Origin of the sequence: Pseudomonas sp. LAMO17WK12:I10 (genome assembly GCF_900215185.1) — a bacterium.
Taxonomy (GTDB): Bacteria; Pseudomonadota; Gammaproteobacteria; order Pseudomonadales; family Pseudomonadaceae; genus Aquipseudomonas; species Aquipseudomonas chlororaphis.
In genome coordinates this window covers 37,859-63,484 of record NZ_OBDX01000011.1, presented here as the reverse complement: position 1 = coordinate 63,484, position 25,626 = coordinate 37,859, and the positions used below count along the sequence as shown (strand labels likewise).

Below are 25,626 nucleotides of genomic sequence, written 5' to 3'. Positions count from 1 at the left end.
TGATTAGCCTGGGGTTTAGTCAATCCGTCAGTCTGGCACGGGCGATGCAATTTTCAGTGCTGACGAGGACGACATGCGAGCGTCCCATTACCCGTGACAGCAGAGGAACCATCATGAACGCCATCGACCTGTTGCTAGCCGACCACGAACGCGTGAAAACCATCCTGACCCAACTGAGCGAATCCACCGAGCGCGGGATCAAGAAACGCACCGACCTGCTGAACAAGCTGGAAATGGAAATCACCGTGCACACCCAGCTCGAAGAACAGATCCTGTACCCGGCGTTCAAGAAAGCCGGGGGCAAGGAACAGCAAGTGATGTATTACGAGGCCAAGGAAGAGCACCGCACTGTCGACTCGCTGGTGCTGCCCGACCTCAAGGCCACCGATCCGGCGGCCCCGGAATTCGCCGGGCGGGTCAAGGTGGTCAAGGAGCTGCTCGAGCATCACATCGACGAGGAAGAGCGTGAGATGTTTCCCCAGGCGCGCAAGCTGCTGGGCAAGGCGACCCTCGAACAACTGGGCGCCGAAATGGAAATGCTCAAGGCCGAATACAAGAAAACCATGGGCACATCGCGCCATGCCGCCTGACCCCTTTCCTCACCCTGGCGAGCTCTTTTGCTCGCGGGCCCGGCCTTGGCGCCGGGCTTTTTTATGCCTGTGCCTTGTCTTCGGGCTCAACCGCGCCGCTTGCGCGTGCCCAGGGCAATCCAGGCGGGCGCGTGGTCGCTGGCGTGGGGTTCGTTGCGCACCCAGGCATCGACCCCGGCGTTCTCCAGGTAAGGAGCCAGGGCCCGGTTGAGCAGCAGGTGGTCGATGCGCAGGCCGGAGTTTCTTGGCCAGTGCTGGCGAAAGTAATCCCAGAAGGTGTAGATCCGCTGATCCGGGTACAGCTTGCGCAAGGCGTCGGTCCAGCCCTGTGCCAGCAGCCGCTGGTAGCACTCGCGGCTTTGCGGTTGCAGCAGCGCGTCCTTGAGCCAGGAGCGCGGGTTGTAGATATCGAAATCCGTCGGCACCACGTTGTAGTCCCCCGCCAGCAGCACCGGGTGCGCGCTGTCCTGCAGGGTCGCGGCATGCGCGATCAGGCGCTCGAACCAGGCCAGCTTGTAGTCGAATTTCGGCCCCGGTTGCGGGTTGCCGTTGGGCAGGTACAGGCACCCCACCAGGACGCCGTGGACCGCCGCCTCCAGGTAGCGGCTTTGTCCGTCGTCCTCGATGCCCGGCAGCGCGCGACGGATTTCCAGGGGCTGGCTGTCGCGGGCGAGGATCGCCACACCGTTCCAGGACGCCTGGCCGTGATGCAGGCTGCCATACCCCGCGGCCTCCAGGGCCGCCTTGGGAAACTCCCGGTCGAGCGCCTTGAGCTCCTGCAGGCAGACGATGTCGGGGCGCTCGCGTTCCAGCCAGGCCAGCAGGTTCGGCAGGCGCGCACGGATGCCATTGAGGTTGAAGGTGGCGATTTTCAGCGCGTTCATCGGCAGTGCCCCCTGGTCGTATCGACGTATCCGCGGCGCCCGGGGAGCTCAACCGGCGGTCAGCGGCACGTCCTGAGGCTGGACGGCGTTTGTCTCACCGCCTGCGCCAGCGCCTCGATCAATTGCAGTTGGGTGTAAGGCTTGGGCACCCGCGGCAAGGCCGCGGCCAGCCCCTCCAGGCGCTGGGCATAACCACTGGCGAGAATGATCGGCAGGTCCGGGCGCAGCTCGCGCACGGCGCTCGCCAGTTGCCCGCCGTCCATCACCGGCATCGCCAGGTCGGTGATCATCAGGTCGATCGCCGGGTATTCGGCGAACCGTTGCAGCGCCTGGGCCCCGGACATCGCGCAGAGCACCTGGTGCCCGAGGTCTTCGAGCAGCAGCGTGGTGCTGGTCAGCACCAGGCTGTCGTCGTCGACCACCAGCACGCACAGAGGCTGCTGCTGCGAGTCCGGAGCCGACAAACGAGCCGGGGCGACGGGGGTCGCCTGGCTCGCCAGGGGCAACCACAACTCGGCGGTGGTGCCCTGCCCCTTGAGGCTCTTGAGGATCAGCCGGCCCCCCAGTTGCTCGGCCAGGCCATGCACCATCGACAAGCCAAGGCCGGTGCCCTTGCCCACGCCCTTGGTGGTGAAAAACGGATCGGCCGCCAGGGCCAGGGTCTGCTCGTCCATGCCTTCGCCGCTGTCGATCACGCACAGGCGCACATAACGCTCATGGGGCAGGTTGACGCCGGCGGCCTGGCCGCTGTCGCACAGATCGGCCTTGAACACGAGGGTGCCGCCGCCCGGCATCGCATCGCGGGCATTGGTCGCCAGGTTGAGCACTGCCAACTCCAGCTGGTTGACGTCGGCGAGCACCGTCGGCAGGGATTCGGGCAGCTCGGTGAAAATGCTCACCTGGGGGCCCAGCGAGCTGCCAAGCAAGCCACTGAGGTTGGTCATCAGCTGCGTCAGGGCCACGGGCTCGGTCTTGAGTTCCTGGCGCCGGGCAAAGGCCAGCATGCGCTGGGTCAGCGACACCCCACGCTCGGCGCCGACCACCGCGTTGTCCAGCAGGCGCGAGAGTTTCGGGTCGTCGCCGATGCGTTTGCGCGCCAGTTCCAGGTTGCCCAGGATCACCGTCAGCAGGTTGTTGAAGTCATGGGCGATGCCGCCGCTGAGCTGACCGATGGCTTGCAGTTTCTGCGCCTGGAACAGCGCCTCGCGGGCACTTTCCAGGGCCTTCTGCGCCTCGACCGTCTCGCTGATATCACGGGTGACCTTGGCGAACCCCAACAGCTCACCGGCATCGCCGCGGATCGGATCGATGATCACATGGGCGAGGAACTGCGTGCCGTCCTTGCGTACCCGCCAGCCCTGCTTCTCGAAACGGCCTTCGCGGGTGGCGATTTCCAGGGCCCGCCGGGGCACGCCGTCGAGGCGATCCTGCTCGGTGTAGAAGCGCGAGAAATGCTCGCCGATGATTTCCTGCGGCAGGTAGCCCTTGATCCGCTGCGCGCCGAGGTTCCAGCTGCTGACCCGGCCGTCGGGGTCGAGCATATAGATGGCGTAGTCGGTGACGCTCTGCACCAGCAGGCGAAACTGCTGCTCGCTCTGCCTGAGGGTTTCTTCGGCGATCTTGCGCTCGGTCAGGTCGCGGGTGATCTTGGCGAAACCCAGCAGCTGCCCGCTGGAATCGCGGATCGGGTCGATCACCACATGGCACCAGAAGCGCGTACCGTCCTTGCGCACCCGCCAGCCCTCGCCCTCGAAACGCCCCTCGGTGAGCGCGGTATTCAACGCGCGTTCCGGCAACCCGGCCTGGCGGTCTTCGGGGGTGTAGAAGCAGGAAAAGTGCGCGCCGAGGATTTCCGATTCCTGGTAACCCTTGAACCGCCTGGCGCCGGCATTCCAACTGGTGACGATGCCCTGGGGATCGATCATGTAGATCGCGTAGTCGACCACCGCTTCGACCAGCAAGCGAAAACGGTCCTCGTCCAGAACTCTGCGCGGCTGATCAGCCATATCGGTCTCCGCCAGGCTATTTTTATGCATTCTTGCGCATGGGCCAGTAGGGTCGGTTGTCTGGCCATCGGCACGCGGCCAACGCAAGTCCGGCCAGCCAGCCGGTAAATGCCGCGCGTCGTTCAGTTAGACCGATAGGCCCCCCGGTCCTCCAATTGAAAATACAACTCGATCCCGCAGGCCCTATAAACCGACTTAATGTTGGACAACTGCCCGCGGGCAATCGATCCCCCGCCACTCGTCGTCCCGCAAGAAACTTTTTCAAACTTTCGTTTGCGGTTGTGTTTCCCAACTTTGCGAGGTGTCAAATCGCTCACTACCGAGGATTGAAAAAAATGGCTACCAGCGGAAAGAACCCACTCATGGACACCCAAAAACCCTCACCGTCCGGCAAGAAACCCGGTGGCCAGGGCTCGGGCGGCAACATCCCCGCCGATCGGCAAAAAGCCCCTGACGCAGGCAAGAAAGGCGGCACCCAAGGCTCCGGCGGCGGTACCCGCAAAGCCTGATCCACAACGCCGGAGTGTCGTCCCGGACGCACTCCGGCTTTTTCTTGCCCGGACAGCCCATGCCACCGGCCTGCCCGCGCCGGTTATCGTCGAGCGCGACTGGCTATGCTTGCACCACGGCGAAACCACGTTGGCCAGCCTTCGATGAAAAGCGGCGCATGAAAATAGGCCTGATCTCCGACACCCATGGTTTGCTTCGCCCCGGCGCGCTGGCGGCGCTGCAGGGCTGCGCGCATATCCTGCATGCCGGTGATATCGGCGACCCGCAGATGCTCGCCACCCTCGGACACCTGGCGCCGGTGACCGCGGTATTCGGCAATGTCGATCAGCCCCATGACTGGGCCCGGGCATTGCCCCATCACGTCACCGTGCAGCTCGATGGCGTCGACCTGCTGCTCTGCCATGTCCTGGCCGAGGTGCCGAAACCCCTGCCGCCGGGCGTGCGGGTGGTGGTCAGCGGCCACTCCCACCGGCCGCTGCAGTTCTGGCAGGACGATGTGCTCTACATCAACCCGGGCAGCGCCGGGCCAAGGCGCTTCAAGCTGCCGGTCAGCCTGGGCTGCCTGACTATCGAGGCCGGCCAGGTCGAAGGCCGGTTGATCGAACTGGCGGTCTAGCGGTCTGGCTGTCTAGCGGCCGGGCCCGGGCATGACCGGCTATCGGAGCGCGCCCATCGGTCGCGCTTTGCAGGGTCCACACTTAATCCAGCGATTGGCGGCGTTCATGACGAAAGCCGTGCGAAGCCACTTGGCCGGGCCGCGTTGCGCCCTCGAGCAGAAGATTCCGTACCCGGCCCCGCGCCCCCGAGAAGGTGGCGCGCAAGGATGGCCGAGGGCGCGCAATACGCAGGAGAAAAGCGATGACCTTTTATGTCGTGGCCCGCCTCGACCAGTTGCCCGAAGACCGCGGCACCCGGGTCCAGGTCGGCGCCGAAGCCGTGCTGCTGGTTCGCACCGGCGATCAGGTCCGGGCCTACCAGGCCGATTGCCCCCACGCCGGGGCGCCGCTGGAACAGGGCGCGGTGTATCAGGGGCGCCTGATCTGCCCCTGGCACAAGGGCGCCTTTGCCTGCGACAGCGGGCGGGTCTGCGAGCCGCCTCCGTTGGCGAGCCTCAAGCGCTACAAAGTCGACATCCGCCATGACAACCGGGTCTGGGTCGCCGACCAGCCCATGGCCGAACCCGCCCCGCCACGGCAGGCCGGCTCGCGTCGGCTGCTGGTGATCGGCGCCGGCGCTGCCGGGGCCGCGGCCGTGGCGACCCTGCGGGCCAAGGGTTACACCCGGAACCTGACCTGGATCGACAAGCAAGCGCGACCCGCCTATGACCGCACCGCCTTGAGCAAATACGTGCTGGCCGGCGAAATGCCGCCGGAAGAGGTTCCGGCCCTGCTCGAGCCGGAGTTCTATCGCAAGGCCGATCTACAGGTGCTCAAGGCCGAGGTCCTGCGCCTGGACCCACGTCGGCGGCAAATCCTGTTGGCCAACGGCCAGCATCTGGACTACGACGCCGCGCTCCTGGCCACCGGCGCCGAGCCACGCCTGCCGGCCATCGCAGGCGCCGACCTGCCAGGGGTGTTCATGCTGCGCTCGCGGGAGGATGCCGCGCGCCTGCTGGAACAGGCCCGGCCCGGTAAGCGCGTGGCGATCGTCGGCGACAGCTTTATCGGCCTGGAAGCCGCCTCGGCCCTGCGCAAACGCGGGCTGATGGTGCACCTGATCGGTCGCCACCCGGTACCGCTGCAACGCCAGTTGGGCGAACGCATCGGTAGCGCCATACGGGCCCTGCATGAACAGCACGGGGTGATCTACCACGCCGGTTGCGAAGCCCGGGCCCTGGTCGGCGAGGGCCAGGTGCAACAGGTGGTCCTCGACAATGACCAGCGCATCGCCGTCGACCTGGTGCTGTTCGGCATCGGCGTCAGCCCTGCCACGGCCTTCGTCGAAGGCCTCGAGCGGGCCGAGGACGGTTCGCTCAAGGCCGATGCCGGCCTGGCCGTGGCCGATGGCCTGTGGGCGGCCGGCGACCTCGTGAGTTTCCCCTGCGACGGCCGCTCGCAGCGCATCGAACACTGGCGCGTGGCCCAGCAGCAAGGCCGGCTCGCCGCCTGCAATATGCTTGGCGAGCAGCTGAGTTTCAGCGTGGTGCCCTTCTTCTGGACCTATTTCTACGACCAGACCTTCGAGGTGCTCGGCCATGCTCGCCGGTGGAACCAGATCGTCTTCGAGGGCGAGCCGGAGCAGTACCGCTTTATCGCCCTGCTGTGTTTCGACGAACAGGTGGAGTCGGTAGTCGCCTGCGAGTACCCGCGGGCCATGGCCCTGCTGTCGCAGCGCATGCAACAGCCGCTGTCGCGCAGCGAGGCCCTGGAGCTGATCCATGGCACGCCGGAATGAAGTGGCTGGCGACAACCGCTCGGCAGCCCCACGGAACCCCAGGCAAGGGCCGATTTTCCAAATTCAGGCAGGGTTTGACTGTCTCGGCCGCCCGCTACAGCGCAGGTCGCCGAGGCCCCCAGAGCCAGGAAGAGGGATCGCCATGAATAGCCGTACGCTGACTTGTCTTGCCGTGGTTGCCCTGTGCAGCGGCGGCGCCTTCGCCCAGAGCTGCGACGTGGTCACCCGCTCGCAAAGCGCCGATGTCGCCAATGTCGACACCCACACCTGTTACCTCTTCGAAGGCATGCCGGCCGAAGCCATCGGCTGGTCGTGCAGCAATGAGAGCACGGGCACCCTGGCCCAGGAGAAACAAAAGGTCGCCAATTGCGACGAGTCCTACCTCGCCGTGTGCCGGGCGCGCCTGACCCAGGAAGCGCTGGCCAACCCGCGGGCGACCGCCAAGGACCCACAGGGTTCGTCCCTGAACATCCCCGACAAGGCCCGGGTGGTGACCTTTTATTACCAGGCGGAACACCTCCAGCAGGCCAGGACCGACTGTGAAATGGCCGGCGGCAAATGGCAGTGGAAATGACCCTGGCCGGCCATAGGCAGGATTCAGACGAGGACGATGCATCCATGAGCAGGACAGAACGAATCAACCGGGAGCTGGCGCACAACGCCCGACTGTTTGCCGAAGCCGACCGCCTGGATGTCCAGGCCTATGAGCTGCTTAACACCGACCATGTCGACGACGACCGCCTGGCCCTGTTCAGCCAAGCCAAGCAGTTGGCGAACGAAAAATACCTGGAAGCGCGCAACGACTGGCTGCGCATCAAGCAATTGATGGACGGCACCGACTGAAGCCCCCCGCGCCGGCGGGAAGATCCGAGATGCTGGATTTGCGGTCGCTGCGTCGGAATGCCGCCCAAACCGAGCGCAGCCTCGCGGGCTCGGCAGCGGCTACATCGCCCCCTGTCGTCAGGTCGCTAGCGGGCGTTTGCGCAGTTGTTCCAGCAGAGCCTGGAGCGGATGCTGCAGGCCCTGCCCCTCCTGGCGCTTGACCTGGCTGCGGCAGGAATAACCGTCGGCCAGCAGTCGGCCGCCCTGGCCGTGACGCGCCACCAGCGGCTGCCAGGACTGCTGGTAGATCACCTGCGAAGTGGCCAGGTTGCGGCTCTCGTGGCCGTAGGTCCCGGACATGCCGCAGCAACCGCTGGCCAGCACTTGCAGCTTCAACCCCATGCGCGCGAACACCTGTTGCCACAGGCCGATGCTGCCCGGCTCGTTGGTCTTCTCGGTGCAGTGCGCGAGGAACTGATAGGGCTCGGCCTCGGCGGTCGGGTTCGCTTCGGCCGATGCCTCACTAGGTACTGCAGGCAGCACCCGGGCCAGCCATTCCTGCGGCAGCAGCACTTCGGGCGCCTGCGCCGCCCCCAGGGTCTTGCGGTATTCCTGGCGGTAGACCAGGGTCATCGCCGGATCGAGCCCGACCAGGGGCACGCCGCTGGCTTGCAGCCTCAGCAGCGATTGCGCGTTGTAGCGCGCGGCCCGGGCAAAGGCGCCGAGGAAGCCCTGGACCTGCAAAGGCTTGCCGTTAGGCGCGAACGGCGCGAGGTAGATCTGGAAACCCAGGCGCTCGATCAGCTCCAGCCACTCGGCCGCCAGCGGCGTTTCGAAGAACCGGGTAAAGGCGTCCTGCACCAGGATCACGCTACGTTCGCGCTGCTCGGCGGACAGCGCCGCCAGTTGCGCGGCGTTGGCCATGCGCACGTTGCGCCGGCGGCACACCGCCTGGAAATCCAGGGTGCTGAGCAACGGGCTGTCGACCATCCCCGCCAGGTGCTGGAGCGCCCGGCTCACCGGTGCCGCGCCGATCAGCGCGTTGTACAGCCGCGGCAAGCGCGCCAGATAGGGAACGCTGAACTCCAGGGAACCGATCAGGTAGTCCTTCAGCGGGCGCAGGTAGCGGCCGTGGTACAGCTCGAGGAAGCGCGAGCGGAACTCCGGCACATTGACCTTGACCGGGCACTGCCCCGCGCAGGACTTGCACGCCAGGCAGCCGGCCATGGCGTCGTACACCTCATGGGAGAAGTCCTCGCGCCCGGCCAGCCGCGCCGCGCTGTTGTAGACGCGCCGGGCCAGGTTGGAAAGCCGCGCGCCACCGCCGTTCAGCACGTCCACCCCCTGCTCGCCCTGCAGGCGCAGCCACTCGCGGATCAGCGAGGCGCGGCCCTTGGGCGAATGAATGCGGTTGCGGGTGGCCTTCCACGACGGGCACATGGCGTCGTCCGGGTCGAAGTTGTAGCAGGCGCCGTTGCCGTTGCAATGCAGGGCGCTGTCATAGCTCTGCCACACGCGCTCGTCGATGGTGCGGTCGAGCTCGCCGCGCAGCACCACTTCGTCGACCCGGGTCAGGCGCGCCTCTGGCACCGAGGCCGGGGTGGCGATCTTGCCGGGGTTGAGCTGGTTGAACGGGTCGAACGCGGCCTTCAGGGCCTGCAGCGACGGGTAGAGTTCGCCGAAATAGTCCGGCACGTACTGCGAGCGCAGACCCTTGCCGTGCTCGCCCCACAACAGGCCGCCGTGCTTGTGGGTCAGCGCCGCCACCGCATCGGAGATCGGCCGGATCAAGGCCGCCTGCTTGGGGTCCTTCATGTCGAGGATCGGCCGCACGTGCAATACGCCGGCGTCGACATGACCGAACATCCCGTATTGCAGGCCGTAGCCATCGAGCAGCGCACGGAACTCGAGGATGTAGTCCGCCAGGTTCTCCGGCGGCACCGCGGTGTCTTCGACAAAGGGCTGCGGCCGCGCCTCGCCCTGGACGTTGCCCAGCAGGCCCACCGCGCGCTTGCGCATGGCGTACACCTGGTTCACCGCCTGGGCGCCGATGGCCAGGGTGTGGCCCAGGCGCAGCACCGAGCTGTCCTGCTGCAGGTGGCGGACAAAGGCGTCGACCCGCTGCTCCAGTTCTTCCTGGTCGTCGCCGCTGAACTCGATCAGGTTGATGCCCAGGGTCGGGGTGTCGGCCTGCTCGGGGAAATACCGCGCCACGCCATGCCAGACGATGTCCTGCATGGCCAGCATCAGCACCTTGGAATCCACCGTCTCGATCGACAGCGGTTTGAGCGCCATCAGCGCCTTGGCATCGCGCAGCGCATCCATGAAGCCGGCGTAGCGCACGTTGACCAGGATCGAGTGCCGGGGAATCGGCAGCACATTCAGCCGCGCCTCGACAATAAAGCCCAGGGAACCCTCGGAACCGCAGAGCACGCTGTTGAGGTTGAAGCGCTCCGGCGTCTCGCGCAGGTGCGCCAGGTCATAGCCGGTCAGGCAGCGATTGAGTTTGGGAAAGATCGCCTCGATCAGCTCGGCCTGGTGGTCGGCGATGTCCTGGGCGCAGCGGTAGACCTCGCCGATCCGCCCGGGCTGCGCGGCCTCCTCGGTCAATTGGCGGTTGTCGATGGGCGCGCTGTCCAGGCGGCTGCCGCCCAGCAGCACGGTGCTCAGCGCCAGTACGTGGTCGCGGGTCTTGCCGTAGGTGCAGCTGCCCTGGCCGCTGGCGTCGGTGTTGATCATGCCGCCGACGGTGGCGCGGTTGGAGGTCGACAGCTCCGGGGCAAAGAACAGGCCGTGGGGCTTGAGGGCGGCGTTGAGCTGGTCCTTGACCACCCCGCTCTGCACCCGCACCCAGCGTTCCTCGACATTGATCTCGAGGATCCGGTTCATGTGCCGCGACAGGTCGACCACGATGCCGTCGGTCAGCGACTGGCCGTTGGTGCCGGTGCCGCCGCCACGGGGGGTGAGCACCACCGCGCGATGTTCCGGGCTCGCCGCCAGCCGGGCCAGGCGTTCCACGTCCGCGACATCCCGGGGGAAGACCGCGGCCTGCGGCAGCCGCTGGTAGATCGAGTTGTCGGTGGCCAGCACCGTGCGCAGGCCCAGGTCACGGGCGATCTCGCCGCGAAAACCGTCCGCGGCCAGGGCGTCGAGGAAGCTTTGGTAGTGGGCCAACGGGTCGCGTTCGGGGGCAAGCAGAGCAATCATCAAAAAGGCTTCCAGGCAGAGAAAAGGCGCAGCGGTGCATGCAAAACACGTATGCTTGCACGCAGCCCGAGGGGCGGCGGCCAGCCGAAAAAGCCTATTTTCCTAGAGCCTTGCACCTTGGGCAAATGTATTTCATGTGCTTTTTTCATGAGTTTTATGAATGAACCCGAGACGACTCACTCCGTCGATGTCGGTGCTGGTGGCCTTCGAGGCCGCGGCGCGGCATGGCAGTTTCACCAAGGCCGCCGAAGAACTGGCGCTGACCCAGAGCGCCGTCAGCCGCCAGGTCCAGGCCCTGGAGTCGCTGCTGGAAGTGCCGCTGTTCAACCGTGACGGCCGGCATATCGAGCTGACCGCCGCCGGCGCCCTGTATCACCACGAACTGGCGGCGGCCCTGGCGCGAATCCGCAACGCCACCTTGCAGACCATCGCCCACAAGGCTGGCGGCGGCCCGCTGCACCTGGCGGTGCTGCCGACCTTCGGCTCGAAATGGCTGCTGCCGCGCATGCATGACTTTTACGCCAGCCACCCGGGCACCCTGGTGCATATCCATTCGCGGATCGTCACCAGCGACCTGTCGAAGGACACCGCCGACATGCACGCCATCATCTGCGCCGGCACCGGCCACTGGCCTGGCTACGAGGCCCATCGGCTGCTCTCGGAAAAGCTCACGGTGGTGGCCAGCCCCAAGGCCCTGCCCGAGCACGGCTCGATGTCCGTCGGCGACGTGGCGCAACAGTTGCTGCTGAACGTGGTATCGCGTCCCGACGCCTGGCCCGAGTGGTTCGAGCAGAACGGCCTGCATCCGCGGGCGATGCGCATGGGCCCGGGGTTCGAGTTGACCGCGCACCTGATCCAGGCGGTGGTCGCCGGCATCGGCATCGGCCTGGTGCCGCGCATCCTGGTGCAGGACGAGATTCACAGCGGCGAACTGGTGGCGCTGTTCGAGCCGGTGGACAGCGGCCGCGGCTATTACCTGGCCTACCCCAGCCGTTATCAGCACCTGCCATCGCTGCAGGCGTTCAGCCGCTGGCTGCTGTCGATCCCCTTTCCCGACAGCTGACGGCGCCGCCGCCCGGTTCAGTCGTATTCCGCTTCCTCATGCTCGCCCAGCAACCGCCGCTGGCGCGCCGAGGCCGCCGCCAGCACCTCGGGGTTGAAACGCCAGTGCAGGTACGGCGAAAACTTCTGCGCCACCATGCGCCGGCCATAGTGCACCTGCAGCAGGTAGCGGATGCGTTCGGCGCTGCTGTTCTCGCTGCCGGCATGCCACAGCTCGCTACGAAACATCAGCGCGTCGCCGGCCTGGCACAGCACGGCCCGGGCAGTTTGACCATGCCAATGTTCCTCGCCGGCCCGTGGCGGCCGCCCGGCTCGATGACTGCCCGGCACCACGCGGGTCGGGCACAGGTCCTGGTCGATATCGTCGAGGTACAGGTGGCAAGTGCAGATCTGCATCGGCAGCTCGAAGGCCGGATCGCTGAGCAGGCTGCGGGGCAGTCGCATCGCCAGGTAATCCAGGTGCAGGCCCATCCCCTGGAAACCCGGATGACAGCGCCAGGCGGTCTGGCCGATGACATGGCAATCCTCACCCAGCGCCGCTTCAGCCAGCTCAATCACCCCCGGCAGGTCGAGAAACGGTAGCCACAGCGGGTCGCGGTTGAACACGCATTTGTAGTGTTCGAGCACGCCGCTGTAGTCCCAATGCTGGGGCTTGAGGCCGTCGATGGCCCGGCGCAGCAACTTGATCCGGTCCGCGTCGAGCACCCCGGGCAACAGCACGAAGCCTTCGCGGTGCAAGGCCCGCAGGCGTTCGGCGGTCAGTGCTGGTGGGGGCGACACGGAGGTCATGGCGGCTAGTCGATGGGGCCGATATTGATCAGCCGGTCGCTGCCCAGCCCCGGCACCCTGGCCAGGACATCGACCGGCGTGGCGGCGGAAAACTCGATGACATAGCCCATGCCACTGCCGTCCTCTTCCATGGCCACCACCCAGCGCGCCACTTCGTCGGGGTTCAGGCTCAGCGCCCGCGCCACCCGGCGCTGGCGACGTTCCTCGAGCGTTTCGTCCAGGGAGTCGTCGTTCATCTGGCTCAACCTCCGGCGGCTAACAGCCTCTGCGGGCCTGGCGCGGCCCTTACAACAGCTGTGAAAAACATTGTGGGCAAAAGTTGAATCCCGCTCCGTGCGCCGTGACGAACGGCAGCTTTTAGCGCCAGAAGCGGATCGCCGGTTTTATCGCCGGCCCACAAGCGAGTTTTCTTTCGAGCGTTTCAGAAAGGGCCTAAAGCGCCACGCCAGGATGGCCCCCTAGCATGCGTGGTTTATCCAGAAGCCGGGGCCGCTCATGCATTTACTGATTTGCGCTTACTGACATGCGCTTGTTGAAAGCCTCCGACCGGCAGGCACGCAACGCGCACGATCCGTATTTCGCCGAAACCCAGGTGCGCATGGCGCTGCAACGCAACCGGTCAAGCCTTGCGGGGTTGGACGAGCTGTTGCGCGAGCACTACAGCATCAACAGCGACCGGGAAATTCTGGCCGCCGTCAGAAACGGCGACTGGGTGCTGGTCACCGACAGTTCCGCCGCAACAGCAAGCGGCAACCTGCTCTGCCCCGCGCCCGAACCGCAGCCGGTCTGCCTTCGGCCAGACCCCTGGCCCGATCCCACGCCCCGCACCGACCTGGTCTTCGCCAAGTCCATCAGCAGCGCACCCTGGGGCACCACCCAGGCCGGCAGCGCCAGCGAGCCCGCGGGCAATTTCGGCAAGACCATGCTCATGGCCTCCTCGGCGACCGAGGTCGGGCTCGGCAGGGTCGCCGGCGAACGGCTCCTCAGGAGCTTCGCCTGGTCAGTGCAGATGGCCGGCACCGCGGCCAGGACCCTCGGCGGCCCGGCGGGACAGGTGCTGCTCCTGGCCATGACCCCGACCCGGCTTGGCGACGACACCTTCTACAGCGAAGAGCAACTGCGCGAGCTGCGCGCCGCCACCACCCGCGTGCGCTTCCAGTTCCGCCGCGACCGCCAGGGTGTGCTGCACATCCACGGCATCCACACCAGCGCCCAGTCGGGCCAGGACAGCGTCCCGGTGATCAAGGCCCACTGGAACGCCGACAAAAACGCCATGCAGGCCCACCTCGGCACACTCACCATCACCTGGACACCGCACAGCGGCCCGGTGGTCACCGCCCCGACCCCCTACCCGGGGGTGACCGATGAACTGGCCAACCTCATGGTCCACCCCATCGCCGAAGGCGGCGACAGCCAACTCCAGGGCGCGCCCATCGACGAGCTCAAGGTCGAAGACTGCATCATCACCTTCCCGATCGGCAGCGGCCTGCGCTCGTTGTACCTGGTCTTCGCCAAGCCCCTGGTCAACCCGCTGGAAGTCGGCCCGGCGAATGATCTTTCCAGTAGAAGCGCCAAGGATGGGTTGGATATTGATCACATACCGTCGCAGAAGGCGTTGGAAGCGTTTTTGAAGGCGAACGTCCCGGGCATTGCCCAACGCGACATCAAAGAACATCTACGCAAAGCACCAAGTATCGCAATTCCTCGTAAGGTGCATCAGAAGTACAGTGAGACGTATGGTGGTAGGAACACTAAGAACCAGCAGGCCAAGGATGCAGCTGACCTACGGGCTGCTGTAGACACTAATCTCGATGCCATCAAGCCGTACCTACTGGAAGAAGGCTTTACCGAAGAGCAGATTGAAACGGCACGCACAAACTTGCACGACCTCCATCAGGAACAAAACTGGTATTGATATGAACGCCGCAATGATTGATGACTTTGTTAAAAGTCTCGGGTGTACTTACCCCGAGTTGATCGCCTCTGGAATGTATCTTCCTGGAGGTCCGCCAACAGGTATTTTCGAGGACAGCGACACCCTATCAATGTCGCCTGAGCCTGGTATAGAGCTGGAATTTTGGGCCAGCAACCAGCGGTTTGAAGATCTATTTATTACCTTCCTCGAAACGTTTCCCGGAAGGCCAACCTACAAAGGAGGGCTTCCCTATCAGCTCAAAACCAAGATGAACCAGAGCTGGGTCAGATCACAGTTCGGTGAGCCTCTGGAGTCAAAGGGTCCATATAAAATCCCGGTGCGAGGACTGGTAGGCGGTTGGGAAACCTATCGTTTTCCGGGCATGTCCAAAAACATCAATGTGCTGTTCAAATACAACATTGAAATGGAAGTGGAAGGAATCGTCTTCCGACTAAACGAAAAATCCCACGCTTAGTTCTGCGAGGGCGCAGGGAGCAATGAAATGAGCGCAGCAATGATCGATGACCTGGTTCAACGCCTCGGCCGCACCTACCCCGAAATGATTGCCTCAGGGATGTATCTCCCGGATGGACCACCAAAAGGCGTCTTTGAGGACAGCGATACCATAGCCATGTCACCGGAGGCAGGTATCGAACTTGAGTTTTGGGCCAGTACCCAACGCTTTGAAGCCTTATATATTTCCTTGCTAAAGCGCTTCCCAGAACAGTCAACCTACAAAGGAAAACTGCCCTACCACCTCGAAACCAAGATGAATCAGAAATGGGTCAGATCCCATCACGGCGAACCTCTGGAGTCAGGAGCCCCCTATAGAATCCCGGTGCTGGGCATGACTGGCGGCTGGGATACTTATCGTTTTGCAGGTTTCCCCAAACATATCCATGTGCGGTTCAAGTACACCGTCGACATGGAAGTGGAAGGCATCGTCTTCAGGCTGAACGAAAAATCCCAAGCACAGCATCTATAGGAAGACAGCCCGTGCTCCCCCAAGCGGAATGAAGCAGCACAAGGTGCTGCTCCCCTCAATGCCCGCGAATATAGTGCTCCAACTGCCGAATCAGGTCCGCCTGCTCGACAATCGCTTCCTTCACCAGATCGCCGATCGACAGCAGCCCGATCAGTTGCTCGCCTTCCAGCACCGGCAGGTGGCGTAGGTGGCTGTCGGTCATCACGGCCATGCAGCGTTCGATGCTGTGCTGGCTGTCGGCGGTGACCACGGGGGCGCTCATGATGGCGCGGACCGGGGTGCCTACCGATGAGCGGCCTTGCAGCACCACCTTGCGTGCATAGTCGCGTTCGCTGATAACGCCGACCACCTGCCCGGCCTCCATCACCGGCAGCGCACCGACGTTTTTCTGCGCCATCATCTGCAGCGCTTCGAGCACCATCTGGTCCAGGCCGATGCAGTGCACCTGGCGGTTTTCCACGGCCTTCAACTTCAGCAACTGAGCAGCGGTTTTCATGGGCGTCTCCGATACCTTGAGCAACAGGGGTTCCGGCCCCGCGCCACGGGGCGCGAAGTCAGGCATGGATCTGGATCGAGTAAGGCGCGCGCGGCTTAGCGCACGCCGATTTCCACCACGTCGCCACGCAGCCGCGCCGGCCAGGTGCGCAGGCGTTGCTCCGGGTATTCCAGGCAGGTGCCGTCGGCCAGGCGGAAGTGCTGCTTGTACAGGGGCGAGGCGATCACCAGCTCATCCTTGATGCAGCCCACCAGGCCGCGGCCGATCACGTTGGCGCCGGACTGCGGGTCGTGGTTGTCGATGGCGTAGAGGGTCTGCTGCGCGGCATCCGGCAGGTAGATCAGCGCCACCTGGGCGCCGTCGTGCCAGACCACCACGCCGCTGTGGCTGACCAGGTCCTGGCGGCTGCACACCGCCTGCCACTGCACGCCGGGCTGCTCGGCGAATGCACTTTCGATAGGTTGCGGGCTTGGCGACAGGCTCATCAGAGCACCTCCTCGGTGACAGGGATCAGGTTGAGTTCGGCGGCCATGATCGGCCGGCGCTGGCCGCGTTCCTCGACAAAATGAATGTCCGGGTCGGGGCGCTGGTCGTTGACGAAGGTGCGGAAGCGCTTGAGTTTTTCCGGGTCCTTGAGGGCGTTGGCCCATTCGCATTCGTAGCGGTCCACCACCAGCTGCATCTGCGCTTCCAGCTCGGCGCCCAGGCCCAGGCTGTCGTCGATCACCACCGCCTTGAGGTAATCCAGGCCGCCCTCCAGGCTCTCGCGCCACACCGAGGTGCGTTGCAGGCGGTCGGCGGTGCGGATGTAGAACATTAGGAAGCGGTCGATGTAGCGGATCAGCGTCTGGTCGTCGAGGTCGGTGGCGAACAGTTCGGCGTGGCGCGGGCGCATGCCGCCGTTGCCGCAGACGTACAGGTTCCAGCCGTTCTCGGTGGCGATCACACCGACGTCCTTGCTCTGCGCCTCGGCGCATTCGCGGGTGCAGCCGGACACCGCGAACTTCAGTTTGTGCGGCGAGCGCAGGCCCTTGTAGCGGTCCTCGATCTCCAGGGCCATGCGCACGCTGTCCTGCACGCCGTAGCGGCACCAGGTACTGCCCACGCAGGACTTCACGGTGCGGGTCGACTTGCCGTAGGCATGCCCGGTCTCGAAACCGGCGGCGATCAGCTCGGCCCAGATATCCGGCAACTGGTGCAGCTGGGCGCCGAACAGGTCGATGCGCTGGCCGCCGGTGATCTTGGTGTAGAGCTCGTATTTCTTCGCCACCTGGCCGATCACGATCAGCTTGTCGGCGGTGATCTCGCCACCGGCGATCCGCGGCACCACCGAGTAGGTGCCGTTCTTCTGCATATTGGCCATGAAGGTGTCGTTGGTGTCCTGCAACAGCACCAGGGTGCGGTCCATGATCGGCTGGTTCCAGCACGAGGCGAGGATCGAGCCGATTGCCGGCTTGCAGATATCGCAGCCGACGTGGCCACGGCCGTGCTTGGCGAGCATCTCGTCGAAACTGAGGATGCCCTCGACCCGCACCAGCGCGTACAGCTCCTGGCGGGTATAGGCGAAGTGTTCGCACAGGCTCTTGTCGACGCTGACGCCACGGGCGATCAGTTCGTGCTCGAACACCTGCTTGAGCAGGCCGGCGCAACCGCCGCAACCGGTGCAGGCCTTGGTCCGGGCCTTGAGCTGGCCGAGCTCGGAACAGCCGCCGTCGATGGCCGAGCAGATCGCGCCCTTGGTCACGTTGTGGCAGGAACAGACCGTGGCCGACTCGGGCAAGGCGCCCGGGCCGAGGGTCGGCGCGCCGGCGCTGGACGGCAGGATCAGGCCGGCCGGTTCGGCGGGCAAGGCGATGCCGTTCTGCATGTATTGCAGCAAGGTGTCGTAGTAGCTGTTGTCGCCCACCAGCACCGCGCCGAGCACCTGCTTGCCGCTGGCATCCACCACCAGGCGCCGGTAGCTGGCCGTGGCTTCGTCGATGAACTGGTAGCTGCGCGCGCCCGGGGTCAGGCCCTGGGCGTCGCCGATGGAGCCGACATCGACCCCCAGCAGCTTGAGCTTGGTCGACATGTCCGCGCCCATGAAGGGTTCGCCCGGCTCGCCGCACAGCTGCGCGGCGACGCTGCGGGCCATCTGGTAACCCGGGGCCACCAGGCCGAAGAGGCTGCCGTTCCAGCTGGCGCATTCGCCGATCGCGTAGATATGCGGGTCGCCACTCAGGCACTGGTTGTCCACCACCACGCCGCCGCGCGGGCCGATCTCCAGGGCGCAATCGCGGGCCAGGGCATCCTGGGCGCGAATACCCGCAGAGAACACAATCAGGTCGGTTTCGAGGAAGTCGTCGCCGGCGAAGTTCATCCGGTAGCGGTACTGCTCGCCGGCGCTGATCGACTGGGTGCCCTTGCCCAGGTGCACCCCGACGCCCAGGGCTTCGATCCGCGCCTTCAACGCGCGACCGCCCTGCTCGTCCAGCTGCACCGGCATCAGCCGCGGGGCGAACTCCACCACATGGGCTTCCAGGCCCAGGCTCTTCAAGGCGTTGGCCGCCTCCAGGCCGAGCAGCCCGCCGCCCACCACCACGCCGCGCCGGGCATTGGCGGCCGCGGCGCGGATGGCGTCGAGGTCTTGCAGGGTGCGATAGACCAGGCGCGAATCGCCTGCGGCGCCCTCGATCGGCGGCACGAAGGGATAGGAGCCGGTGGCCAGCACCAGCTTGTCGTAATGCACCGGGCCGGCGGCGGTGATGACCTGGCGGTGCTCGCGGTCGATGCGCAACACCGCCACCCCCAGGTGCAGGGTCAGGCCCGGGGCCTGGTACAGCGCGGCATCGCCCAGGGCCAGGGACTCGGCGTCGCGACCGCTGAAATACTCGGACAGGTGCACCCGGTCGTAGGCGCGCATCGGCTCTTCGCTGAAGACGTGCAGGCGGTACTGCTCGAGGGCGCCGTGCGCCACCAGCTGTTCGACGCAATGATGTCCGACCATGCCGTTGCCGATCACGATCAGGGTTTTGTGTGTGTTCAAAGGGGCAACAATGGCATTCATAAATAGCACCCGACCCAAGCCAATCACGGTTTTTTTAAAGCAAAAAAAAGCGCCTGAAACCTCACGGTTCCAGGCGCCTTTGCCTGTTATTTGCGGTGTGCGATCGGGCTGCTGTGCCTGACTCACCGAGTGCCCATGGCCGGTTGGCCGATCGATCCGCGTTGACCGAGTGGGCGGCCCGCCCGCGACATGCGCGGTGGGGCGTTAGCGGCTGTCTTGCAGCCTTTGTGCCAGGCGGCGCCGCACGCCTTGAAAGGCCGTGCTGGCGGGGTTGCGCGGTCATTCCGTACGGCTCGCGGATACACGACCCAGGGCCATGAATCGCCTTAGCCTGGTGCGCCGCGCCTTATAAAAGTGCAAATCCGGCTGGTTCGGCGGCACCTTCCCAAGCGCGAAGCATGCCGGCGCAAGCGTGCAACCCGGGCGCCGGCCTCTGCTCGAATGGTCCGCTTAGAAACCCACGGTTGCCGAGAGCAACAGGGTGCGGGGAGTCGCCAGGGTCAAGCCCGGCTCGCTGTCGTCCGAGGCCCCGGCCGAGCTCCAGTAACGCTTGTCCAGCACGTTCTCGACATTGGCGCGCAAGGTGATGTCCTTGTCATCGAGCTTGAATGCGTAGCGCGCGCCCAGGTCGAAACGCTCCCAGGAGTCGATTTCCTTGCTGTTGGCCTGGTCCAGGTACTGCGAGCTGGAATAGATGCCGCGTGCGGTCAGGGTCAGGCCCTGGACCTTCGGCACGTCCCATTCGGCCCCCAGGTTGACGTTGTACTTCGGTGTGGCCGGCGCGCGGTTGCCGTCGAAGGTGCCGCTGGTGGTGTCCTTCAGTTCGCTGTCGATGTACATCACCCCGCCCAGCAGGCGGAAGCCCTTGAGCGGTTCACCGAACACGCTGAGCTCGACACCGTCGTTCTGGCGCTTGCCATTCGGGCCGAAGACCCGGGTGGTGGCGTTGGTCTCGTAGGCCGGCTGCTTGATGCGGAACACCGCGGCGGTCAGGGCGAAGGCCCCGGCGTCGTACTTGGCGCCGGCCTCGACCTGGCGGCTGATGAACGGCGGGAAGATTTCGTCTTCGTTGATCGAGGTCGACGGCGCGATCTTGCCCTGGCTCAGGCCTTCCATGTAGTTGACGTACAGCGACAACTGGTCGGTGGCCTTGAACAGCAGGCCGCCCGAAGGCGAGACCTTTTCCTCGTCGTAGGCGGTGTCGCCCTTGATACCGTCGCTCCAGTCGTCGACCTTGACCCGCTGCCAGCGCGCGCCGAGGGTCAGCAGCAGGCGGTCATCGAAGAAACCCAGGGTGTCGGACAGCGCCACGCCGCTGAAGCGGTTCTCGGTGTAGACCTTGGGGTCGAAACGCGTCGGCCGCGACGGGGTCGGCGTCGGCCGTGGGTTATAGAGGTTGCTGGGGGACGCGGCATAGCGCGCGCCGCCGTTTTCGAAATCCATGTAGAAGTAGCTGGCCGCCAGGTTGACCTCATGGCTCACCGGGCCGGTGTGGAACCAGCTGCGCACGCCCGCCGTGGTGGTGCGCACGTTTTCGTCGCGGGTGAAGTCGCGCGGCTGCACGCTGAAGTCGCCGGCGTCGTTGGTGATCGACACGGCATGCCGGAGGAAGTCGTGGTTGCTTTTGCGCGCGCCGACGCCGCCGTACAGCATGATCGAGTCATTGACGTCGTATTCGGCGTTGACCGTGCCGAAGGTGTCCTTGGTCCGTGCCTTGCTCCAGGACTGCGCATAGTTGTGCCGCACATCGTCGGCGTCCGGCACCTTGGCGTTGGCGCCTATCTGCACCCGCTCCTGGGGCGCGTCGGTGTCGCGCTCGGTGTGGCCGATGTCGGTCGACAGGCGCAGGCGTTCGCCACGGAAGTCCAGGCCCAGCACCGCCATCTCGCGGTCGACACTCTGGTGATCCCACTTGGTATCGCCGGACTGCTTGACCGCGTTCAGGCGCACGCCGAACTTGTTGTCCTCGCCGAAGCGCCGGCCGATGTCCACCGCGCCGCCCACTTGGCTGTCCGAGGCGTAGCTGCCGGTGAGTTCGGTGATGGGCTTGTCGGTGGCGCGCTTGGGCACCACGTTGATCCCGCCGCCGACGCTGCCCCGCGGCGAGATGCCGTTGATCAACTGGGTCGGGCCCTTGAGGATGTCCACCCGGTCGGCCATTTCCATGTCGATGGTGTAGGTCGGCAGCACGCCGTACAGGCCGTTGTAGGCGACATCGCTGTTGAACAGGCTGAAGCCGCGGATGGTGAACTGCTCATAACGGCCGCCCGCCGGGTTGGTGGCGCGCACCGAGGGGTCGCTGGCGATCAGGTCGCCGAGGGTCCGCGCCTGCTGGTTCTTCACCACTTCGCTGGTGTAGGTGGTCATGCTGAACGGCGTTTCCATGAAGTCCTTCGAGCCCAGCAGGCCTTGCGAGCCACGGCGCGCCACCTGGCCACCGGCGAAGACGTCGCTGTCGGTCGCGCCGCTGGCGCCGAGAATCGAGGTCGGCGCCAGTTGCAGGCTGCCGCCTTGCGGCGCCAGGGTCAGGATATATGCCTGGTCGCCCACCGGTTGCAGTTGCAGGCCGGAGCCTTGCAGCAAGCGGGCAAAGCCCTCCTCCACCCCGTACTCGCCGGACAGGCCGCCGCTGTTGCGGCCGCTGACCAGCTGCGGGTCCACCGACAGGTTGACGCCGGCGAGGCCGGCGAAACGGGTCAGCGCGGCGCTCAGCGGGCCGGCCGGCACCTGGTAGCTGCGCCGCGCGGCGTCGTCGGCCAGGCTGGCCTGGATGAATAACGGGCTGGAACTGAGTGTCAGGATGAGGCCCAACTGCAACAGTCCGGGGGAAACCGGACGCAAACGGTATGGCAATACTACGGGCATGGGAGGAAGCTCTCGTTTTTTGTTCACTTACCTGGAATGACCGGCGAGGCGAAAAAAAGGGACAGGCTTCAGCCAATATTTTTTTGCGGGGTTTCTTTTGCCGAAGTCAGGGTGACCCAATAACGGGTGCGCGAATGCACCTCCAGCGGCAGGCTGGCGGCCAGCAGCGACAGCACGCGGTCGGTGTTGTCGAGACGGAAGCTGCCGGTGACGCGCAGGGCTTCCAGTTCCGGATCCCAGCGCAGCAGGCCCGGACGATAACGACCGAGCTCGCGCAGAAAATCCCCCAGCGGCTGGTTCTGCGCCATCAGTACGCCGTCGCGCCAGCCCGGCAGCTGCGCGTCGAAGGCATCGATCTGCCCGGCGCCGTCCACCCGCAGGCGGACCCGCTGGCCTTCGCGCAACTCCAGTTGCGGCCCGAACAAGGGTTGCAGCTGCACCGAGCCGCTGACCACCGACACCCGGCAATCGTGTTCGTTGAGGCGCACGCAGACTTCGCTGCGGCTGACGACGATGCGGCCATAAGGCGCCTGGATGGTCAGCGGCGCGCTGCCGGTGACCTTGAGCGCCATCTCGCCGCGCACCAGGGTCACCTGCCGGGCGCCCAGGTCGACGTTGACCGCGCTGGCGGTGTTCAACTGCAAGGCGCTGCCATCGGCCAGGGATAATTTGCGATGTTCGCCAGTGCCGGTCTGCAGGTCGGCGCGCCATACGTCCAGGGGCAGCTGGCGCCCCAGCAGCCAGGCGGTCGGCACCAGCGCGGCGACGCCGAGGGCGCGCTTGAGGACCGCGCGCCGCGACGGCTCGGGACGATCCAGGGTGGCCAGCGCCAGGGCCGAAGGCAGCGCGGAGAAACGCTGGCGCAGCAGCTGCGCCTTCTGCCAGGCGCTTTCGTGACGGCTGTTGCTGTTGCGCCAGTGCTGCAGGCGCGCGTGATCGTCGGCGTTGGCCGCGCCGGACTCCAGCAGCGCCAGCCACTGGGCGGCCGCGCGGGCCACCTCACGGGTTTCGCTGGACGGCGCCGAGCGCATCACAGCTCCACCAGCAGGCAGTGTTCGTAGGCCTGGGCCATGTAGCGCTTGACAGTGCGTTCCGAGACGTCGAGACGTTCGGCGATCTCGCGGTAGCCCAGCCCTTCCAGCTGGCTCCAGAGAAACGCCCGGCGCACCAGGGGCGGCAGGCCGTCGAGCAATTCGTCGAGGGCTTGCAGGGTTTCCAGCAGCACCCAGCGCTGTTCCAGGGACGGCACGCTGTCTTCGGGCAGGCTGGCCAGCGCGTCCAGGTAAGCCTGTTCCAGTTTGCGCCGGGTATAGAAGTTGCTCAGCAGGCGCTTGCCCACGGTCACCAGGTAGGCCCGTGGTTCGCGCAGGTCGACCAGCTGTTGGGAGCTGGTGAGCACGCGCAGGAAGGTGTCCTGGCTCAGGTCCGCCGCATCCCAGGCGTTGCCCATGCGCTGGCGCAACCAGCTCTCGAGCCAGCTGCGATGATCGCGGTACAGGGCATGTAGGCTTTGCTCCGGTGGCGTCGCTGCTTCAATCATGTCAAGAGCCCTGCGCGAAGGATTATTCAAATGAGACTGATTCTAATTAATATTCATGAGGCAAACCAAGTCCTTTCGTGTGATGGGGTTCTGGTTTTCGTCTGCTGGGGAACATCGGCGGGTGCCCTGGAACCAGGGTCCCAGGGGCTGAAGTGATCCAGGTGAAGCACCCGGCCCCTTGCGGGCCGGGCACGATTGCGCGGTTTACACGCCCATCAACGGGTCGCTGATGCTGTGCGCACCGGTTTCCAGGCGTCCGGCCAGGCGCCGCAGCCAGCCGCCCTCGCCGCGCAGGGTCAGGTCGTACCAGCCGCCGCTGGCCTGGCAGGCGAACATCTGGTGGACCTCGCTGCGCCCGGGCACGTCGAAACGCCATGGCCCCTGGTGGGTGTAGGGGCAACGCTCGATGGTGATCGACACCGGCTCCTTGCCCGGGTTGCTCAGGGTCAGTTGCAGGTTGTTGCCGCGGCTGAACATCGACACCTCGGGCTGACGCTCCAGCAGATTGCCGTGGAAGCTGCGGTGAAAGCCGTTAGGCCCCAGCAGCCACAGCTTGTAGCGGCCCGCGGTCTGCCAGCTGTCCTTGAGCTGCTTGCCCGCCTCCACCGTATAGCGACGGGGAATGTCCAGCAGGTGCAGGCGATCGTAGACATGGAACACCGCGCCCTGCTCGCCGCTGTTCTGCAGGCTCAGGGTCAGGCTCAACGCCTTGCGCCTGGCCTTGGCCTCGACATTCAGCCGATACGGCAAGGCCCGCGATGGCCGGGCCACGCGCTGCTGCTGCGGCAGTTGCTGGCGGCTGGGGTCCGGCAGCGGCACCTGGGCCAGTTGTTCCTGGCGCTGGCGCAACAGGTCCGCGGCCTGGCGGGTGGTGGTGTGCAGCGGCGGGAGGATTTCGCTGTTGGGATTGACGAAGTTGAAGGCCGAAGTCAGGTCGCCGCACACGGCACGGCGCCAGGCGCTGATGTTCGGCTCGCGCACGCCGAAGCGCTTCTCGAGAAATTGCAGGACCGAGGTGTGGTCGAACGCCTGGGAGTTGACCCAGCCGCCACGGCTCCAGGGCGACAGCACCAGCATCGGCACCCGTGGGCCGGGGCCGTAGATGCCGCCGTCCGGACGCGGTTGCTGGGTGGTCCCCGGTGGCGCCGGGTGGGTGAATACCTCACTGTCGAAATCCACCGTGGACTTGCCGGCAAAGCTGCCGTCCAGGCGCCGTGAAGGTGCCGAGGGCGACGGCAGATGGTCGAAGAAACCGTCGTTCTCGTCGTAGTTGACCAGCAGCACGGTCTTGCTCCAGACCTCGGGGTTGTCGGTCAGCGCCTTGAGGATTTCCTGGGTGAACCAGCCGCCCTGTACCGGGCTGGACGGCCCCGGGTGCTCGGAATAAGTGGCCGGGGCGACGATCCAGCTGACCTTGGGCAACTTGCCCTGCTGCACATCGTTGCGAAACCCGGCGATCATGCCTTCCAGGTCGCTGCCGCTGCGCGCCGGCAAGGTGTTGCCATTGCCCTTGTACAGCGGCACCCGGGCATTCAGCGCATCGCTGTACGGCACGAAGGCAGTGAAGTCTTCCGGCGGCTGCGCCGGGTTGCCGGCCGCCACGCTGGCGCGCCGGTACTGGCGGAAACCGGCCAGCGGGTTGTCGCCGAAGTTGTCCGGCAGGTACTGGTAGATCTTCCAGCTGACGCCCCGCTCTTCCAGGCGCTCGGGGTAGGTTTTCCAGGTGTAGCCGACGTCCACCGCGCCCGGGCCGTCCCATTCGTTGACCACCGCCGCCACATTGGCCCCGGTCGGGCCGTTGGTGCCGGTCCAGTGGAACAGGCGGTTGGGGTTGGTCCCGGCGTGCACCGAGCAGTGGTAGGCATCGCACAGGGTGAAGGTGTTGGCCAGGGCGAACTGGAACGGCAGCTCCTGCTCGCGGTAGTAGCCCATCGATGTGTTGGTCTTGAAGGTCGGCCAGGCGCTCATGCGCCCGCTGCCCCAGGCCGCGTGCTCGTCGATCCACGAATGCGGCGTGCCGTTGACCCGCTGCGCGTTGCCCCGCGAGCTGTCCAGGTGATACGGCAACACCACTCGCCCGATGCCCTGCTGCTCCCACACCGAACGCTTGCCGGGCAGCGGGATGGTGAAGCGGTCGCTGAAACCGCGGACCCCGGGCAAGGTGCCGAAGTAATGGTCGAAGGAGCGGTTTTCCTGCATCAGGATCACCACATGCTCGACGTCGCGGATGGTGCCGGTGCGGTTGTTGGCGGGGATCGCCAGGGCCTGGCGGATGGAGTCTGGCAGTAAGGTAAAGGCCGAGCCGATAGCGGCGGCCTGCATGAGCTTCCTGCGAGTGAGAGTAGGCATACGCGGTTGAATTCCTTGAAGTTACAGGGCGGGAAACAGCGACCCACGCAAAGTAGTGACCTCAAGTAACAAGCAAGTTACACGGCGGTTGCAGACCGCGGTCAAGGCATTCATTGATCTTGATACAGCCGCATTAACTCTCTAAGCCGATGATTTTTAATTACAT

22 protein-coding genes are annotated in these 25,626 nt (G+C 65.4%); 10 read left to right on the top strand and 12 right to left on the bottom strand.

The genetic code is table 11. The annotated features are described in order from the left end of the window. Positions 1–113 precede the first annotated feature (113 nt). The gene (locus CRO75_RS14260; RefSeq protein ID WP_097136132.1) at positions 114–590 is read left to right on the top strand and encodes a hemerythrin domain-containing protein; all 477 of its coding nucleotides are present in this window, start codon (positions 114–116) and stop codon (positions 588–590) included. Positions 591–676: 86 nt separating this feature from the next. On the opposite strand, the gene xth is transcribed toward CRO75_RS14260, so the two are convergent. Together xth and CRO75_RS14250 are read right to left on the bottom strand one after the other, a co-directional pair. Beyond that, the gene (gene xth / locus CRO75_RS14255) at positions 677–1,474 is read right to left on the bottom strand and encodes an exodeoxyribonuclease III (protein ID WP_097136130.1); all 798 of its coding nucleotides are present in this window, start codon (positions 1,472–1,474) and stop codon (positions 677–679) included. Between the two features lie 59 nt (positions 1,475–1,533). Beyond that, positions 1,534–3,480 (bottom strand): PAS domain-containing sensor histidine kinase, encoded by a 1,947-nt coding sequence (locus tag CRO75_RS14250; RefSeq protein ID WP_097136391.1) that lies wholly within the window; start codon positions 3,478–3,480, stop codon positions 1,534–1,536. Between the two features lie 335 nt (positions 3,481–3,815). On the opposite strand from CRO75_RS14250, the gene CRO75_RS33005 reads away from it, so the two are divergent. The 5 genes from CRO75_RS33005 to CRO75_RS14230 all read left to right on the top strand — a co-directional run bounded on the left by CRO75_RS33005 (position 3,816) and on the right by CRO75_RS14230 (position 7,227). Further along, positions 3,816–3,989 carry a general stress protein gene (locus CRO75_RS33005; RefSeq protein WP_177409750.1) on the top strand — a complete coding sequence of 58 codons (174 nt, stop codon included), beginning with the start codon at positions 3,816–3,818 and terminating at the stop codon, positions 3,987–3,989. Between the two features lie 158 nt (positions 3,990–4,147). After that, the gene (locus tag CRO75_RS14245) at positions 4,148–4,606 is read left to right on the top strand and encodes a metallophosphoesterase family protein (protein ID WP_097136128.1); all 459 of its coding nucleotides are present in this window, start codon (positions 4,148–4,150) and stop codon (positions 4,604–4,606) included. Positions 4,607–4,848: 242 nt separating this feature from the next. After that, complete coding sequence (locus tag CRO75_RS14240) at positions 4,849–6,384, top strand: FAD-dependent oxidoreductase (RefSeq protein ID WP_097136126.1); 1,536 nt, start codon at positions 4,849–4,851, stop codon at positions 6,382–6,384. Positions 6,385–6,526: 142 nt separating this feature from the next. After that, the gene (locus CRO75_RS14235) at positions 6,527–6,958 is read left to right on the top strand and encodes a hypothetical protein (protein ID WP_097136124.1); all 432 of its coding nucleotides are present in this window, start codon (positions 6,527–6,529) and stop codon (positions 6,956–6,958) included. Positions 6,959–7,002: 44 nt separating this feature from the next. Next, the gene (locus tag CRO75_RS14230) at positions 7,003–7,227 is read left to right on the top strand and encodes a hypothetical protein (RefSeq protein WP_062826311.1); all 225 of its coding nucleotides are present in this window, start codon (positions 7,003–7,005) and stop codon (positions 7,225–7,227) included. A gap of 117 nt (positions 7,228–7,344) precedes the next feature. Here CRO75_RS14230 and CRO75_RS14225 read toward each other — a convergent pair whose 3' ends face one another. Continuing rightward, the gene (locus CRO75_RS14225) at positions 7,345–10,413 is read right to left on the bottom strand and encodes an FAD-binding and (Fe-S)-binding domain-containing protein (RefSeq protein ID WP_097136122.1); all 3,069 of its coding nucleotides are present in this window, start codon (positions 10,411–10,413) and stop codon (positions 7,345–7,347) included. Positions 10,414–10,573: 160 nt separating this feature from the next. Between CRO75_RS14225 and CRO75_RS14220 the strand changes: the two genes are divergently transcribed. Beyond that, the gene (locus tag CRO75_RS14220) at positions 10,574–11,476 is read left to right on the top strand and encodes a LysR substrate-binding domain-containing protein (protein ID WP_062825931.1); all 903 of its coding nucleotides are present in this window, start codon (positions 10,574–10,576) and stop codon (positions 11,474–11,476) included. 17 nt (positions 11,477–11,493) lie between these two features. On the opposite strand, the gene CRO75_RS14215 is transcribed toward CRO75_RS14220, so the two are convergent. Continuing rightward, on the bottom strand, positions 11,494–12,264 hold the full coding sequence (locus CRO75_RS14215; RefSeq protein WP_097136120.1) for a phytanoyl-CoA dioxygenase family protein: 771 nt from the start codon (positions 12,262–12,264) through the stop codon (positions 11,494–11,496). A 5-nt stretch (positions 12,265–12,269) separates the two neighbouring features. Continuing rightward, positions 12,270–12,500: a DUF317 domain-containing protein gene (locus CRO75_RS14210; RefSeq protein ID WP_097136118.1), complete on the bottom strand. Its 231-nt coding sequence runs from the start codon at positions 12,498–12,500 to the stop codon at positions 12,270–12,272. 287 nt (positions 12,501–12,787) lie between these two features. Between CRO75_RS14210 and CRO75_RS14205 the strand changes: the two genes are divergently transcribed. Genes CRO75_RS14205 through CRO75_RS14195 form a run of 3 tightly spaced genes read left to right on the top strand, consistent with a single transcriptional unit; the run spans position 12,788 to position 15,164 of the window. Further along, on the top strand, positions 12,788–14,179 hold the full coding sequence (locus tag CRO75_RS14205; RefSeq protein ID WP_097136116.1) for an S-type pyocin domain-containing protein: 1,392 nt from the start codon (positions 12,788–12,790) through the stop codon (positions 14,177–14,179). Position 14,180: 1 nt separating this feature from the next. After that, entirely contained in the window at positions 14,181–14,654 is a 474-nt protein-coding gene (locus tag CRO75_RS14200; RefSeq protein ID WP_239691092.1) for a DUF6392 family protein, read from the top strand. A 27-nt stretch (positions 14,655–14,681) separates the two neighbouring features. Next, the gene (locus CRO75_RS14195; protein ID WP_097136114.1) at positions 14,682–15,164 is read left to right on the top strand and encodes a DUF6392 family protein; all 483 of its coding nucleotides are present in this window, start codon (positions 14,682–14,684) and stop codon (positions 15,162–15,164) included. Positions 15,165–15,219: 55 nt separating this feature from the next. On the opposite strand, the gene CRO75_RS14190 is transcribed toward CRO75_RS14195, so the two are convergent. The 7 genes from CRO75_RS14190 to CRO75_RS14160 form a co-directional block, all read right to left on the bottom strand. Beyond that, complete coding sequence (locus CRO75_RS14190; protein ID WP_097136112.1) at positions 15,220–15,660, bottom strand: CBS domain-containing protein; 441 nt, start codon at positions 15,658–15,660, stop codon at positions 15,220–15,222. Between the two features lie 95 nt (positions 15,661–15,755). Then, positions 15,756–16,145 carry a nitrite reductase small subunit NirD gene (gene nirD, locus CRO75_RS14185; RefSeq protein ID WP_009043980.1) on the bottom strand — a complete coding sequence of 130 codons (390 nt, stop codon included), beginning with the start codon at positions 16,143–16,145 and terminating at the stop codon, positions 15,756–15,758. Then, positions 16,145–18,706, bottom strand: a complete 2,562-nt coding sequence (nirB, locus tag CRO75_RS14180; protein ID WP_097136110.1) for a nitrite reductase large subunit NirB — start codon at positions 18,704–18,706, stop codon at positions 16,145–16,147. The genes nirD and nirB overlap by 1 nt, the downstream gene beginning before the upstream one ends. A gap of 450 nt (positions 18,707–19,156) precedes the next feature. Then, positions 19,157–21,571 carry a TonB-dependent receptor gene (locus CRO75_RS14175; protein WP_097136108.1) on the bottom strand — a complete coding sequence of 805 codons (2,415 nt, stop codon included), beginning with the start codon at positions 21,569–21,571 and terminating at the stop codon, positions 19,157–19,159. Positions 21,572–21,639: 68 nt separating this feature from the next. Further along, positions 21,640–22,602, bottom strand: a complete 963-nt coding sequence (locus CRO75_RS14170; RefSeq protein ID WP_097136106.1) for a FecR domain-containing protein — start codon at positions 22,600–22,602, stop codon at positions 21,640–21,642. Next, positions 22,602–23,111 (bottom strand): sigma-70 family RNA polymerase sigma factor, encoded by a 510-nt coding sequence (locus tag CRO75_RS14165; RefSeq protein ID WP_097136104.1) that lies wholly within the window; start codon positions 23,109–23,111, stop codon positions 22,602–22,604. The genes CRO75_RS14170 and CRO75_RS14165 overlap by 1 nt, the downstream gene beginning before the upstream one ends. A 204-nt stretch (positions 23,112–23,315) precedes the next feature. Then, positions 23,316–25,460 (bottom strand): phospholipase C, phosphocholine-specific, encoded by a 2,145-nt coding sequence (locus tag CRO75_RS14160; RefSeq protein WP_097136102.1) that lies wholly within the window; start codon positions 25,458–25,460, stop codon positions 23,316–23,318. Between the last annotated feature and the right edge of the window lie 166 nt (positions 25,461–25,626).